Source organism: Psychrobacter sp. ASPA161_6 (genome assembly GCF_051970285.1).
GTDB classification, from domain to species: domain Bacteria; phylum Pseudomonadota; class Gammaproteobacteria; order Pseudomonadales; family Moraxellaceae; genus Psychrobacter; species Psychrobacter glaciei.
Window position 1 is genome coordinate 925,101 of sequence record NZ_JBEFNJ010000001.1, and the last position, 14,309, is coordinate 939,409.

12 protein-coding genes are annotated in these 14,309 nt (G+C 43.8%); 4 read left to right on the top strand and 8 right to left on the bottom strand.

Annotated elements, in window-relative coordinates; all coding sequences use genetic code 11:
- The first annotated feature begins 409 nt into the window (after positions 1-409).
- From ppsR to sthA, 3 genes are all read left to right on the top strand, one after another.
- Positions 410-1,306, top strand: coding sequence for a posphoenolpyruvate synthetase regulatory kinase/phosphorylase PpsR (ppsR, locus tag ACTQ9T_RS03815; RefSeq protein WP_227669839.1), 897 nt, complete (start codon positions 410-412; stop codon positions 1,304-1,306).
- A 117-nt stretch (positions 1,307-1,423) separates the two neighbouring features.
- Complete coding sequence (locus tag ACTQ9T_RS03820) at positions 1,424-1,831, top strand: hypothetical protein (protein WP_440464121.1); 408 nt, start codon at positions 1,424-1,426, stop codon at positions 1,829-1,831.
- 78 nt (positions 1,832-1,909) lie between these two features.
- Positions 1,910-3,553 (top strand): Si-specific NAD(P)(+) transhydrogenase, encoded by a 1,644-nt coding sequence (sthA, locus tag ACTQ9T_RS03825; RefSeq protein WP_227669838.1) that lies wholly within the window; start codon positions 1,910-1,912, stop codon positions 3,551-3,553.
- A 183-nt stretch (positions 3,554-3,736) separates the two neighbouring features.
- Here sthA and ACTQ9T_RS03830 read toward each other — a convergent pair whose 3' ends face one another.
- Entirely contained in the window at positions 3,737-4,945 is a 1,209-nt protein-coding gene (locus tag ACTQ9T_RS03830; protein WP_189581371.1) for a transglycosylase SLT domain-containing protein, read from the bottom strand.
- Between the two features lie 1,012 nt (positions 4,946-5,957).
- On the bottom strand, positions 5,958-6,779 hold the full coding sequence (locus ACTQ9T_RS03835) for a Nif3-like dinuclear metal center hexameric protein (protein WP_440464122.1): 822 nt from the start codon (positions 6,777-6,779) through the stop codon (positions 5,958-5,960).
- Between the two features lie 334 nt (positions 6,780-7,113).
- On the opposite strand from ACTQ9T_RS03835, the gene ACTQ9T_RS03840 reads away from it, so the two are divergent.
- On the top strand, positions 7,114-8,454 hold the full coding sequence (locus tag ACTQ9T_RS03840) for a S1C family serine protease (protein ID WP_440464123.1): 1,341 nt from the start codon (positions 7,114-7,116) through the stop codon (positions 8,452-8,454).
- Positions 8,455-8,574: 120 nt separating this feature from the next.
- Here the strand turns inward: ACTQ9T_RS03840 and yfaE are convergent, their stop codons facing one another.
- From yfaE to nrdA, 6 genes are all read right to left on the bottom strand, one after another.
- The gene (yfaE, locus tag ACTQ9T_RS03845) at positions 8,575-8,841 is read right to left on the bottom strand and encodes a class I ribonucleotide reductase maintenance protein YfaE (protein WP_440464124.1); all 267 of its coding nucleotides are present in this window, start codon (positions 8,839-8,841) and stop codon (positions 8,575-8,577) included.
- A gap of 197 nt (positions 8,842-9,038) precedes the next feature.
- On the bottom strand, positions 9,039-10,172 hold the full coding sequence (gene nrdB, locus ACTQ9T_RS03850) for a class Ia ribonucleoside-diphosphate reductase subunit beta (RefSeq protein ID WP_010198779.1): 1,134 nt from the start codon (positions 10,170-10,172) through the stop codon (positions 9,039-9,041).
- A 67-nt stretch (positions 10,173-10,239) separates the two neighbouring features.
- Positions 10,240-10,623 (bottom strand): hypothetical protein, encoded by a 384-nt coding sequence (locus ACTQ9T_RS03855; RefSeq protein WP_440464125.1) that lies wholly within the window; start codon positions 10,621-10,623, stop codon positions 10,240-10,242.
- Between the two features lie 32 nt (positions 10,624-10,655).
- Complete coding sequence (locus ACTQ9T_RS03860) at positions 10,656-10,781, bottom strand: hypothetical protein (protein ID WP_440464126.1); 126 nt, start codon at positions 10,779-10,781, stop codon at positions 10,656-10,658.
- A 240-nt stretch (positions 10,782-11,021) separates the two neighbouring features.
- Entirely contained in the window at positions 11,022-11,903 is an 882-nt protein-coding gene (locus tag ACTQ9T_RS03865) for a P63C domain-containing protein (protein ID WP_440464127.1), read from the bottom strand.
- Positions 11,904-11,984: 81 nt separating this feature from the next.
- Positions 11,985-14,261 (bottom strand): class 1a ribonucleoside-diphosphate reductase subunit alpha, encoded by a 2,277-nt coding sequence (gene nrdA / locus ACTQ9T_RS03870; protein ID WP_440464128.1) that lies wholly within the window; start codon positions 14,259-14,261, stop codon positions 11,985-11,987.
- Positions 14,262-14,309: the final 48 nt, after the last annotated feature.

The following is a 14,309-nucleotide window of genomic DNA, read 5'->3' on the forward strand; positions in this document are numbered from 1 at the left end:
ACTTTTAAGACCGAGCCAAAATGTCAATGCTACCGAAATAATAGGGTGCCATAATTGTCATCAAAACCCCTAAATATGAGTAAAATCTGTCCAAAAATACTCCTAGGATTTTTACTACTATATATAGAACATAATATTGGGACTTATATTGGGGACTTATTATGGGTACTTATATAGTCAATAAAACGAAATTGTGCAGGACAATATCGAGAGAAATAGCGGGGTGTTTGTCGTCGCTTGTCGACAACATTGATTTCTATTGAGCTTCTATTATGCGTATAATGAAAAGTGAAACGCCCTGCGCGAATAATTGAATCAATCATTAAAATATGATGACTGATCAAAAGACAGTCAAAAAAATAAGCCAGTTACAGGCCAATATTAGGGTTTCAACCGAGGTATCAAAGTTATGTACTCAAGCAATCTATCTGAACAAAATAAGCCGACGATACAAAATCATGATGCGTTAAACTTAGACAATTCGCAAACCATAAGAAGTGCATTTTTTATCTCTGATGGTACGGCTATTACGGCTGAGACTCTTGGACGTGCTATTTTAAGTCAGTTTGCTTCCGTTCCTTTTGAGACGCGTGTACTGCCTTATGTCGATAGTTTAGAGCGCGCCGAAGACGCTGTTGAGCAAATTAACATGGCTTATCAACGCGATGGTGTGTTGCCTTTGGTATTCGATACCATTGTTAACTCTGAAATTCGCGAAAAAATCAACTCAGCGACCAGCTGTAACTTAGATATGTACGAGGGTTTGATTGGTCGTGTTGCCGAAGAGACTGGGGTGGAGCCAGACGGACACTCAGGTCATGCACACGATGATGTCGATTCTGAAACCTACAAGGAACGTATCGACGCGGTTCATTTTGCCTTGGACAATGACGATGGCGCACGCACACGTCATTATGACGCGGCCGATATCATTCTGGTTGGAGTCTCACGCTCAGGCAAAACCCCAACGTCATTATATCTAGCCTTACAATTCGGTATCCGTGCGGCCAACTATCCTTTGACCGAAGATGATTTGTACGACAATCAATTACCAAAAGCGTTGCGTGAGCACAAAGACAAATTGTTCGGTCTGCTCATTGATACCGATCGCTTGGTCAAAATTCGTCAAGAACGCCGTGCAGGCAGTCGTTATTCAAGCTATCAGCAGTGCCAGCAAGAGCAGCGGGCGATACAAGGTATTTATATCACTCATGGTATTCCTAGCTTAGACGTATCAGAGATGTCGGTTGAAGAAATTGCCACACGTATCTTGCAGATGACGGGTCTTAAACGCCGTATTGGTTAATGCTAGTGGCTAATAAGACATTAGCGTTAACAAAAATAATTTGTACCATTTTGTATAAAACAGTCTCATTTAAAATAATTTCACTTAAAACAATGCCTTTACCATATAGAGAATATTATGAGTTCATCTTATAAGTCTAGAAAGACACCTTTATTACTTACTAGCCTGTTATTAAGCGCGGCGACTTTGCTTAGTGCTTGTCAGACCTCGCCATTTGCACGTGAGCCGGTACCTGAGCCCCGTTATGTTCCAACGATTGTGTTGGGTGAAGCGCAAACGCTTACTGTCATGCCAAATCGTGTGGCGTGCGCTTCAGCGTTACCGATGCAGTGCTTGTTGGCCAAATCGAGCAAAGATGGCAGCGTGTTTCAGATTCCTTATGATTGGATCGATGATTTTAAACCGAGCCTTGGCACCGAGTATATAATTAGTGCACGTCCACAAATAGATGAAGGCAAACAAAGCTTGACAGGGCATTGGACATTGCAAAACGTCCTATCACAACGTATGGTGGGCACTCCTTAGCAGCATGACCCTGACGCATCTTTGCATTGATTCATTCATAGCCTAAAGACAGACAAACAAAGAAATAAAGAGGACACAATGGGAAGCAAAAATACTAGCGATGCTACCAATGACACTGGTGAAGACATTCATACCGAAGTATCTAATAAAAAAAGCGGCGCCGCGCCAAATCCTGAACATACGGAAGACAAAAATAAAAAAGAAAAAATCGAACAAACACATGAGCAAGTCACCGACGACATCATGCACCACCCTGACTTGGTCAATCCGCTAGATGATACACGTATTGATGTAAAGTCAGGATTTACTAGAGACTCTGAGCGTATCAAGGGTGACAAGCATCAGTTTGAATATGATGCGGTGGTGTTGGGTGCGGGTCCCGCTGGTGAAGCGGCCGCCATGAAGCTTGCTAAATCAGGCAAAAAAGTCGTGGTTATCGATCCGCGTGAGCAAGTCGGGGGCAACTCTACTCATGTCGGTACGATTCCGAGTAAAGCGTTACGCCAATCAGTATTTAACTTGATTAACTTTCGCCGTGATCCTATGTTTACCAAGGCGATGGAGTATCACCAAGTACCACTAAACAAGGTGCTTGCGAACGCTCGTAAAGTGATACGCAATCAAGTTAGCACCCATACTCGCTTTTATGAGCGCAATCAGATTGAAGTGATTCATGGCTGGGCAAGCTTTACCGATGCGCATACCATTCGTGTTGAGCTTGATGAAAATGTCTTTGAAACCGTTACCTTTAACAAAGCCATCATTACCGTTGGTAGCCGCCCTTATCGTCCTGAGATTTTAGATTTCAATCATCCGCGCGTTTTTGATTCGGATAAAATCCTGCAAATGGATTATGTGGTCAAAAAAATCATCATTTATGGTGCTGGGGTGATCGGCTGTGAGTACGCCTCTATCTTTACCGGTCTGGGCTATAAAGTCGACTTGATCAACAATCAGGGTAAGCTGCTCAGCTACTTAGATAGTGAAATCAGTGATGCGCTAGCACATGACTTTAGACAATTTGGCGTCCTTATCCGCAATAACGAAGAGATTGATCATCTTGAGACTCACGATGACTGTGTGATTTTGCATTTAAAAAGTGGTAAAAAAATCAAGTCTGATGCGATTCTTTGGTCTAATGGTCGCTCAGGTAATACGGAAGGCTTAAACTTGGAGGCCATCGGCTTAGAGGCCAATAGTCGTGGTCAACTGAAAGTGGATGATACCTACCGTACTGATATCGAAAATATCTATGCAGCTGGTGATGTGATTGGCTGGCCATCTCTGGCTTCTGCTGCTTATGACCAAGGTCGCTGTGCAGCAGCCTTTATGGTTGGTGATAGCGACGCAGAGCCAGTATCGAGCGTTCCTACTGGTATTTATACCATTCCAGAAATCTCCAGTATCGGTAAGACCGAGCAGGAGCTAACGGATGAACAAGTACCTTATGAAGTCGGACAAGCCTTCTTTAAGCATCTCGCTCGCGCCCAGATCATCGGTGAGCGTACAGGGGTATTAAAGATATTATTCCACCGTGAGACCCTTGAGATATTGGGGATTCATTGCTACGGCAACCACGCCTCAGAGATTATCCATATTGGACAAGCGGTCATGAAGTGTAACAATACGCTTGAGTACTTCGTAAATACGACCTTTAATTATCCAACGATGGCAGAAGCCTATCGCGTCGCGGCGCTAAATGGTCTTAACCGCGTATTTTAAACGGTTGTAAAGATTGAAATAACAATAAAAAAGCGCCTAACGATATCGCTAGGCGCTTTTTTTATTGTGTATTCCATCCTAAAATAAATTCACCAAAAAGTTTTTTTAACTCTATCTTAGAACGAGACTCACACAATAAGGCTGACAAAATGAGACTAAAACAATCACTTAGAAAACAATCACTTAAACAGTCTGAGTTTTAATAGTCTCAAGATAGCTTCTGATGTTGCTAACGTAGTGCATTGCTTGCCCATAACGGCTGTTGGACGCTCTGTTTTCAGCAAGGTAAGCATAGATATTTGCCCAGCTTTTGTCATCAATACCTTGAGCTCTCAGTTTACGTTGAATGCTTTTTACCGCATTCGGCCCCATATTATAGCCAGCAAGGGCAAACCAAATACGGTCAGTTTTGGGTACATCAGCAAAGTCTGACTTCATTTGCTCTAAGTAACGTGCGCCACCACCGATGCTTTGATAAGGGTCGACGCGATCTGAGACGCCCATGGCTTTTGCTGTATTGTTGGTCAGCATCATTAGCCCGCGTACACCTGTTGGCGATACTGCATTGGCGTCTAAATGTGACTCTTGATAACCCATGGCCACCAGCAATTCCCAGTCGTGATTGTAGTTGCGCGCTTGCTCTTCAAACGAGGATTGATAATCAGGCAGTTTTTCCGTAAGCGTTCTTTGGAAGTGATCCTGACTATAAGCATCTTTTAGCAAGTTCTGATTATAAAAAGCCGCTAGCTTTTGGGTGTTTTCAAGCTTGATACTGTCGCACAAGAAGTAACTGGCTTTTTGCGATAGCGGATCATTGGCTGAATTGAAAGTCCAGCTGACCTTGGGATGTAGACCATTTTTGGTCAAGCTGGCATCATAACCGCAGCTGACATTGACGGAAGACAAATTTAGCTGGCTTTTGAGTTGGGTGCTGGCTGTCGTCAACGCCATATCAGCATTACCTGATTTCACCGCTCTGAGAGCAGCTTTTTCACTGGCATAGGCTTTTAGATTGACGTCTACGCCCAGCTCATCAGCGTAGGTACGTACCAGATCATAACCGAAGCCGTGCTGAAAACCGTCCGTCGCAAAATAAGTGCTATCTCCAGGGACAGCGGCGATGGTCAAGGTATTCTCCAGCATGACATGATCATAAGTTGGCACTTGTGAATCCATGGTAGTAAAACTCTCAGCTGGTAAAGAGAGCAGGGCAATACTAGAAACTTGTGCCAGTTTTTTGGTTCTGGCAAAACGACTTGAAGTAACAGGGTTAACGGATGTAACGAGGTTACTTTTAGTGTTCAGTAGGCGTTTAGATGGACGCAGTAAATATGAGATACGGCGTTTGGCCCCTTGCGCAGATACTTTTACACGATAAGTAATACGCTGCATGGATGTCTCCTAGTTTTAGCCATCCTTCTTACCGCAAGAACACGTACAAATATATGACCATAATATTGACATATATCGATATCGCATCTTAAATAAAGTCGCACCTTTTAATAGGAAAAATGCCACTCTATCTTGTTTGACTATAGCGCCACTAGCGTACTCTCTCTAAGAGTTAGTGGGGTAGTTTGTCGTCAGCCAGCTATCGGTGCGTTATCAAAGCGTTCTAAAATAATGTTTTTATATTAATTTTAAAAACTGGACGCACAACGACGCGAAGGATATAAATCAGATGATTCCTTCATCGATAACTAAATATGGCTAGTGGCCAAACAACTATATGTCAAACACAGGTAAGGTCATGATTAAGTCATTGAGACAAAGACATCGTGCAAAATCTTGATGTAATCATTTGCTAATTAAGCAAATACATTCATCTGTTTTTACGATGCTAACTTTAATGGCTGGCTATACCTTGACTCACTAGTAATAGGATAGCTGGCTGCTAAAGTTTTTTGTCCAGCAATAAGGGTAAGTAAAATAACCAAGCTTGATAGTTTGTGTCGCTTTTTATCAAACAGGTGATTTAATACCATCATCGCGACACTAAAAATAAAAAAATACCATGTTGCTAAAATATATAGTGCAAACATAGTATTTCAATGGATAGCAGTCTAAAGCCTTATCACTTATGTAGCATGATAAAGTTTCAAGTGACTACCAGCATTATTTTAGTGCCATAACCGGAAGCTGTAATAAATGGGAAGTTTCATGACAAAACGTTCTTTCTTCAAGTACTAATATGCGGTTATATAGTGGATTATTCAAGTTAAGTTAAGAAAAGAGCGATAAAACTTAACAATTGGACTATAGACGGTAAGAAATGCCCTCATTATTGCTACATTGGTTAAAACTTGATTAACCTACTTAATATTATGGGCCTTCTTACACTATATGTTTCAGTTACTACTGAGGTGGTTTTATAACGGCTGAATTTAATGACTAACTCTAATTGCTAAGCTGGGTTATCGATGTCGATAAAAGTCACGGGCAAACCAAATTTCTGGGCAACTATCTCACCTAGCGCTTGAATGCCGCCACGTTCGGTTGCGTGATGACCACAGGCAAAGTAATCAATACCAAGCTCGCGCGCGATATGCGTGGTACGTTCTGATATCTCACCAGAGATAAACGCATCGCAGCCCATCGTGGCAGCTTGCTCAATCATATCTTGCGCGCCGCCCGTACAAATACCGACACGTTTGATAAGCCTTTTATTCTCTGCCTCTTTACTAGAATTATACTCGGCGGCGATATGTAGCGGTGCACGCCCTAGTGCTTGCGTAATTGTTGCAATGAGACTATCCGCGCTTTGCGGTGTGCAAGTGGCGATGTTGCCAACAGGATGTGACTCAGCAGGATAGAGCGCACCAGTAATCGTCATATCCAACATGTCAGCGAGTATTACATTGTTACCAGTGATCGGATGCGCATCAAGCGGCAAATGATAGCCAATCATAGAGATGCCATGCTGCATCAATTTGCGAACGCGTCGACCTTTCATACCAGTGAGAGGGGCAGGTTCGCCTTTCCAAAAATAACCATGATGCACCATGATGGCATCGGCATTGTCAGCGATGGCAGCGTCAATCAAGGCCTCACAAGCCGTTACACCGGTTACGATACGCTGGATCGGACGTCCACCATCGACTTGTAGGCCATTGGGCGCATAGTCTTTAAACGTGCTGGCGGATAAGTAGTCGTCACAGAACTGTGTCAACGTCTGAGCGCTGATGCTTTGATTATTCGATTCAGCTGTCGTATGATTTGCAGTCATTAGGTTTTCCTATCGTCAATGAAATATATGCAGTAAAGTGCAGTCGATCAAGCGAGCAAAAATTATGAGTTATTTGTAAGGGCTGTTTTTAGTTTAATCCTTTATCAGAGTTATTTTAACATGCTGGTGTAAGCAAACAGATAAGCTGGATAACTGAAATGGTACACGATACGTTACTATTTAATAGTATTGCGGTTATAATTTATACATGTGAGTCTGCCTAGCTGATGGAGCAATTGATCACACGATTAATGGGTCAATAGCAGCCCAGTAGTTACCATTGGCTCACTTCGTTTTTCACTGTCTGTGTGCATTAAATTTATAGAGGTTTTATATGTCGTCATCCCGGAACACCAATAACAAGGCGTCTTTATTAAAATGGTTACCTTGGGTCTTATTGCTGCTAGTTTTGGCAGCGTTTATCTGGTTGTTCACGAGTATGAAGTCGACGTCGGAGGCCACGTGGGAGCCACCAAGAACCCCGCCTGCGGAGCAGCAAGCGTCAGAACCAGTTGCAGATACGCCAGCGCCTATTTCTTCTTATCATAATGCGGTTGCCCGTGCCTCGCAGTCCGTGGTCAATATCTATACCACCCAGACGATGGCAGAGCATCCGTATATGGATGACCCTATACTGCGTCGGTTCTTTGAAGATCATAGTGGGCCTTCCCAAGATCAAGGGTCAACCAACTTAGGTTCAGGCGTGATCGTATCAGAAGATGGTTATATCGTGACCAATGCTCATGTGATCGAAAAGGCAGATGAGATTACAGTCGCATTTAACGATGGTCGTAAGAGCCGTGCCAGAGTCATCGGTACCGACCCTGATAGCGATTTGGCAGTGATCAAGGTCGATATGACAGGATTGACCCCACTTGGCTTCCGCGAAAATCCTATTCGCGTGGGTGATTTGGCACTGGCAATTGGTAACCCGTTTGGTGTCGGTCAGACCGTGACCCAAGGTATTATCTCAGCGACTGGACGTACGGGGCTGGGTGTCAATAAGTTCGAAGACTTTATCCAAACCGATGCCGCGATTAACCCAGGTAATTCAGGTGGTGCGCTGGTCGATGCTCGCGGCGAGTTGGTCGGTATCAATACGGTTATATTCTCGCGCTCTGGTGGCTCGATGGGCATTGGTTTTGCCATTCCAACAGCGCTGGTTGAGCAAGTAATGAATGCCTTGATTAAAGATGGCAAGGTCAGTCGCGGCTGGCTAGGTATCGAGATTCAATCGCAGCTACGTGATCCAACGCAGCTTGAGACCTCAACAGGCGTAGAAGTGCTAAACGTCATCGATCAAAGTCCAGCGGCGAAGAGTGGTCTACGTGTCGGCGATATCGTCCTGACCATCGACGGTGTGGAAATGACAGATGCCAATACTTTGATTCAGTACGTTGCTCGCAAAGCGCCAGATACTGAGCTTGATGCACAGATACTACGCCAAGGTAAGAATGCGCAAGTAAAAATAATGCTAGAAGAGCGCCCAGCACAAGAGCTTGTCGAACGTCCTGTCGTTCTACAAGAGGGAAGCATAGGCGGAATGGAAGAGGGCGAGATGCCCGAGCGAAGCATTCAGAATGATGAAGAAGCGCCCATGATGTCAAAGGCTGAGCGTGATCGTATGCGTGAAGAGCTAATGAAACTGTTTGAACAAGACACCGCAGCACAGTAATTTGTCATAACGATGTGCTGATTCATAATGTGTTTATGAGACAGCACATGCATTTAGCTAATAGCATAAAAAAGCGCGCTATCTTATATAGATAGCGCGCTTTTTTATGTTTGCTTTGCTCTATTTCTCAATCGGGTCATGATTGATATAGATGACGCCTTGCACACGGCAGCAGCAGGGCAGGATTTCATCGTCCTCAATCATGGCAAGTGGTTCAAATGGATAGTCAATGACGTGTGAGCTGGCGATACGTTTTATCCGGCAGCTGCCACAGTAGCCTTCCTTACATTGATAATTGACTGCATGTCCAGTGCGCAGCAGTCCATCGAGCAGACTTTCATCATCATGCAAGTAGAATTGCTTTTTACTCGTCATTACCCAAGTCATAGTTTTATCCTATCTTTTTATAATATGGTCAATCCTAAATAAAATAAGTACAATTATTATAACGTGCTACTGGAATAAATTTTACTTGCTTGCTGTGCCTACGCAGACAGAGGCTGCGCAAAACTTATCCCAGCAGCACTACACTTATTCTATGATGAATCGACTATATTAAAAGCTCAATCTTGAAAAACTATCTTCTACAACTCAAAGTCATCAAAATCGCTGTCTGATAAATCAGAATCAATCTGACCAACCAAGTACGAGCTAATCTCAGTCTCTTGCGGTGCTACTTGCACATTGTCAGACGACAACCAAGTATTGATCCATGGAATAGGGTTTGATTTAGAGTTCGGGAATACTGATGGCAAGCCAACGGCTTCCATACGCAAGTTAGTGATGAATTCGATATATTGGCAAAGAATGTCTTTATTTAGACCAATCATTGAGCCATCTTTGAACAAATAACCTGCCCATTCTTTTTCTTGCTCGGCAGCCTTGCGGAAGATCTCGATGCTTTCTTCGTAGCACTCTGCGGCAATTTCGACCATCTCAGGATCGTCACGACCATTGCGCATGAGGTTGAGCATGTGCTGCGTACCAGTCAAATGCAGCGCTTCATCACGAGCAATCAGCTTGATGATTTTAGCATTACCTTCCATTAATTTACGTTCAGCAAACGCAAACGAGCAAGCAAACGATACATAGAAGCGAATGGCTTCTAGGACGTTAACAGCGACGATACACAGATACATCTGCTTTTTCAGTGATCTCAAATCGACAGTCACTTCCTCGCCATTGACGTTGTGCGTACCAGCACCGTATAGGCTATATAGCTGCGAGTTGCGGTACAGATCATCGTAATATTGGGCAATGTCAGAGGCACGCTCTAAGATGTGCTCGTTTTGCATGATGTCATCAAAGATGATGTTTGGATCATTGACGATATTACGAATGATATGGGTATAGCTGCGCGAGTGAATGGTCTCAGAGAATGACCATGTCTCAATCCACGTCTCAAGCTCAGGGATAGACACGAGCGGCAATAGCACGACGTTCGGGCTACGACCTTGGATAGAGTCGAGTAGGGTCTGGTATTTGAGATTACTCAAAAATATATGCTGCTCATGCGAGGACAGGTTGCCAAAGTCCATACGATCTTTTGACACATCAACTTCTTCTGGACGCCAAAAGAACGACAGCTGCTTTTCTATCAATTGCTCAAAGATTGGGTGCTTTTGTTGGTCATAGCGTGCTACGTTGACCGGATTACCAAAAAACATCGGCTCTTTTAGCGCATTGTTTGGCGTTTGAGAAAAAATCGAGTAAGTCATGGGACTGCCTTTATAATTGATACGGTTATTAATTTATATGAATCTGACTGGGTTTAATCGGATTATATTACAAGTGCTCTAGCGATATCTGTTCTGGCGTCTGTCCATCATTCATATACGCTTTAAGTATCTCGCTCAGCTCCACATCATCCAATGCTTCCAATTCATCGATAGCACTCTTACGCAGCGCACTCAAACCCTCATCATCTGATAGTTGATGTATTTCTTTCTGTACGTCTTTTTTAGCCGCTCTCTTTACTGGTTTTTTCAATACTTTTGTGGCGACTTTTTTTAATGCTTCTGGTTTTACTGCTATGCCTTCGCCTAATTGCTCACGGACGTCTGCGATGTCGACTTCCACTTGTACGATATGCGAGCCACCATCGTTAAGGTCTGAAAATACGTTTGGGATAAACAAACCACCGTCTTTGATGATTGCGGTATATTGCACATGACCTCCGTCGTTTTTATTGTTTGTGTGTTTTAATTATAACAGTAGCCAATCCCGCCTACCGCTTGTATCTGCCTTGCCGCTGGCGTGCAGTCTATCGTGTCTGACCGCATTCCTGTTGTCTCGATACTACGCTCAGTCACAGACTGCATCGCCATCGTCGTCAGCAGGATACCGCTATAGTCGGGGCTAAACGACCGTGTTAGGGCGTCTTTCTTTGTCCTTAACGACTCTTCTGATTGGGCGCACCCTACAACTTTCTATGCTTTAAAGTAGGTTGGTGTCGAGGTACGAGACCCAACAAAGACTCAAACCGTTGGGTTTCCTTCGTCAACCCAACCTACGCGCTTTATACACAATTTGCATATCATCGGTGCGCTGGGCGCACCCTACAACTCTTAGCCACGATTTTTAGGGTTTAAAGTTTCAGGAAATAAATCACCAATAGAACCTTTCTTTGGGTAAGCCTTATTTACAGAATACATAAATTCTTCCCAGTTATCAGATGCTCTCATTAAACCAATCACAGCGTGTAAGTGCATTTCAAGCGCCTTTCTTCCTTGGTTTTCTGATAAATGTTGATGATCTCTATGTTTGGCAAGACCTTTTTCATCTCTTGGATTGAGTGCTTTTAGTTCATTAACTAAACCAACTGCCATTCGATCGTAAACTATATCGTTAGTATAGGTTCCAACAACACCAGGTCTATTAAATGTGCTCCACTTCCAATCCTTTAATCTAAATATTTGTTCATAAAATTCATCAGGAAATGTCTTAGTCCATGCAAGAAGATCTTTAGTAATATAAAAATTGAGAATTTCTTGTAAAGCTTCAGCTTTGCGGATATTTTGATATCCAGTGGCCTCATCTACTAATGCAACGATACCAACTTTAGCTAAAGATCTTATGATAATTGAGGCTTGCATAACAGTGTCTTTCTGGTTTTTGTATGTCACTGCACCTGCTTCATCAGCTAATATATATAGCTCACAAACTAATGGAATGATTATGGCATCAAAGCCTTGAAAGCTTTTACCATTTTCATCCTGATATAGTATCTTTTCTTTTACTTCATTAAGTTCATCAGAAATAAATGGTTGTAAGTTTTTAGCATCCATAAAAGAAGGGGTATCAGGTAAACGTGCATTACCTCTTACTTCTCTACCCAAAGCTTTAAAAACATCTGAATGCTTAATTATTCTTCGACCATCGCTAAGAACAGCACATTCTAATTCTGCATCAGCAATTTTCATTGTGCCTGTATATTCTGAAACGAGCATAAAAAATCCTTTTTATATTAGCTGATATAGCGGAAAACAACGGGCTTAACCTAAGAGCCAAACCCGCCGCCTATCAATCGCTTAAATCTTACATGCACCGCCAGCACAATCATCTTCCATATCCGCTTGGGCATCGTTCGCACCATCACGAGTGTTATGGTAGTACAACGTCTTCACACCCATTTTATAAGCGTTTAGCAAGTCTTTTAGCAATATCTTCATCGGCACACGGCCACCTGCATAACGAACTGGATCGTAGTTGGTATTGGCAGAGATGCTTTGATCGACGAACTTCTGCATGACAGCGACCAGCTTTAGGTAACCGTCATTGTTTGGCATTTGCCATAGTAGCTCGTACTGATCTTTTAGCGTCGTAATCTCAGGCACGACTTGTTTTAAGATACCATCTTTTGACGCTTTGATAGAGACCAGACCACGTGGTGGCTCGATACCGTTGGTCGCATTGGCGATCTGACTAGATGTCTCAGACGGCATCAAGGCGGTTAGGGTAGAGTTGCGTAGACCGTGCTCAGTGATCTCGCCGCGTAGCGTTTCCCAATCTAGATATAGCGGCTCTTGGCAGATTTTGTCCAAGTCAGCTTTGTACGTATCAATCGGCAAGATACCTTGTGAGTACGTGGTCTCATTGAACGCAGGGCACGCGCCTTGCTCTTTTGCCAATTTGTTTGACGCTTTTAAGAGATAGAATTGCAATGCTTCAAACGTTTGATGGGTCAGACCAAGCGCGCTGTCGTCTGAATAGCGTACGCCATTCTTTGCCAAGTAATAAGCGTAGTTAATCACGCCCACACCGAGCGTACGACGACGCATGCTGCCGTTTTGAGCGGCTTTCACTGGATAGTCTTGATAATCGAGCAGGGCGTCAAGCGCACGGACGATTAGCTCGGCTGGCTCTTCGATATCGCTGACGTTTTCGACTTTACCTAAGTTGACCGCTGATAGCGTACAAAGGGCGATTTCGCCTTCTTCGTCATTGATGTTATCAAGTGGCTTGGTCGGTAGGGCGATTTCCATACATAGGTTTGACTGGCGAATCGGTGCAACCGTCGCGTCAAATGGGCTATGCGTGTTGCAATGATCGACGTTTTGGATATAGATACGACCCGTACTGGCACGCTCTTGCATCATTAGGCTGAACAAGTCTGCTGCTGGGATTTGACGGCTACGAATAGCAGGGTCATTCTCATACTTGGTGTATAGCTCTTCGAACTTGTCTTGATCTTCAAAGAACGCATCGTACAAGCCAGGAGTATCACCCGGTGAAAATAGCGAGATGTCTTGACCTTTGATGAGGCGCGTGTACATCGTTTTGTTTAACTGTACGCCGTAGTCCATATGACGGACACGGTTGTCTTCAACGCCGCGGTTGTTTTTGAGTACCAGTAATGACTCAACTTCTAGATGCCATAGTGGGTAAAATAGAGTCGCTGCACCGCCACGCACGCCACCTTGTGAGCAGCATTTAACAGCCGTTTGAAACAATTTATAGAATGGGATACAGCCAGTGTGCTGTGCTTCGCCGCCACGTATAGGGCTACCAAGGGCACGGATGCGACCCGCGTTGATGCCGATGCCAGCACGCTGTGACACATAGCGTACGATGGCACTGGTGGTCGCGTTGATAGAGTCTAGGCTATCACCACATTCGATCAATACGCACGAGCTAAACTGACGTGATGGCGTACGTACACCAGACATGATAGGCGTTGGTAGTGAGATTTTGAATTGTGAGGTCGCATCATAGAAGCGCTTCACATAGTTCATACGCTCTGATTTTTCGTAACGGCTGAACAAGCACATACCAACCAGCATGTACAAGAACTGCGGGCTCTCGAAAACAGTTTTGCTCACGCGATCTTGGACGAGGTATTTGCCTGCCATTTGCTCAACAGCAGCATAAGCCAAGTTCATATCGCGCCAGTGATCGAGATATTCTTCTAATTCATCAAACTCAGCACGGCTATAGTCAGCTAGGATATGCTCATCATATTTACCAGCATTGGTCAGCGTTGTAACGTGATCGAATAGATGTGGCGGCGTGAATCTATTGTAAGCAATCTTACGCAGATGGAAAATAGCCAAACGTGCCGCTAGATACTGATAATCAGGCGTCGTTTCAGAGATAAGGTCAGCAGCAGACTTGATGATGGTCTCGTGAATGTCACGAGTCTTAATACCTTCATAAAACTGGATGTGCGACTTTAGCTCAACTTGCGACACAGACACGTTGTCCAAGCCGTGAGCGGCCCACGCTATCACCTTGTGAATTTTGTCTAAATCAATAGGCTCTAAACGTCCATCACGTTTGGTTACTTGGATTTTGTCAATATGTGTCATGCTGGCCTCTATTTTGATTGCTTATTGTGATGCTGCGCGCTGAATCAG

Bases quoted from the DNA above. Each gene is read 5' to 3' on its own strand.
- ppsR (WP_227669839.1), top strand. From the start codon at position 410: ATGTACTCAAGCAATCTATCTGAACAAAATAAGCCGACGATACAAAAT.
- ACTQ9T_RS03820 (WP_440464121.1), top strand. From the start codon at position 1,424: ATGAGTTCATCTTATAAGTCTAGAAAGACACCTTTATTACTTACTAGC.
- sthA (WP_227669838.1), top strand. From the start codon at position 1,910: ATGGGAAGCAAAAATACTAGCGATGCTACCAATGACACTGGTGAAGAC.
- ACTQ9T_RS03830 (WP_189581371.1), bottom strand. From the start codon at position 4,945: ATGCAGCGTATTACTTATCGTGTAAAAGTATCTGCGCAAGGGGCCAAA.
- ACTQ9T_RS03835 (WP_440464122.1), bottom strand. From the start codon at position 6,779: ATGACTGCAAATCATACGACAGCTGAATCGAATAATCAAAGCATCAGC.
- ACTQ9T_RS03840 (WP_440464123.1), top strand. From the start codon at position 7,114: ATGTCGTCATCCCGGAACACCAATAACAAGGCGTCTTTATTAAAATGG.
- yfaE (WP_440464124.1), bottom strand. From the start codon at position 8,841: ATGACTTGGGTAATGACGAGTAAAAAGCAATTCTACTTGCATGATGAT.
- nrdB (WP_010198779.1), bottom strand. From the start codon at position 10,172: ATGACTTACTCGATTTTTTCTCAAACGCCAAACAATGCGCTAAAAGAG.
- ACTQ9T_RS03860 (WP_440464126.1), bottom strand. From the start codon at position 10,781: ATGGCGATGCAGTCTGTGACTGAGCGTAGTATCGAGACAACAGGAATG.
- ACTQ9T_RS03865 (WP_440464127.1), bottom strand. From the start codon at position 11,903: ATGCTCGTTTCAGAATATACAGGCACAATGAAAATTGCTGATGCAGAA.
- nrdA (WP_440464128.1), bottom strand. From the start codon at position 14,261: ATGACACATATTGACAAAATCCAAGTAACCAAACGTGATGGACGTTTA.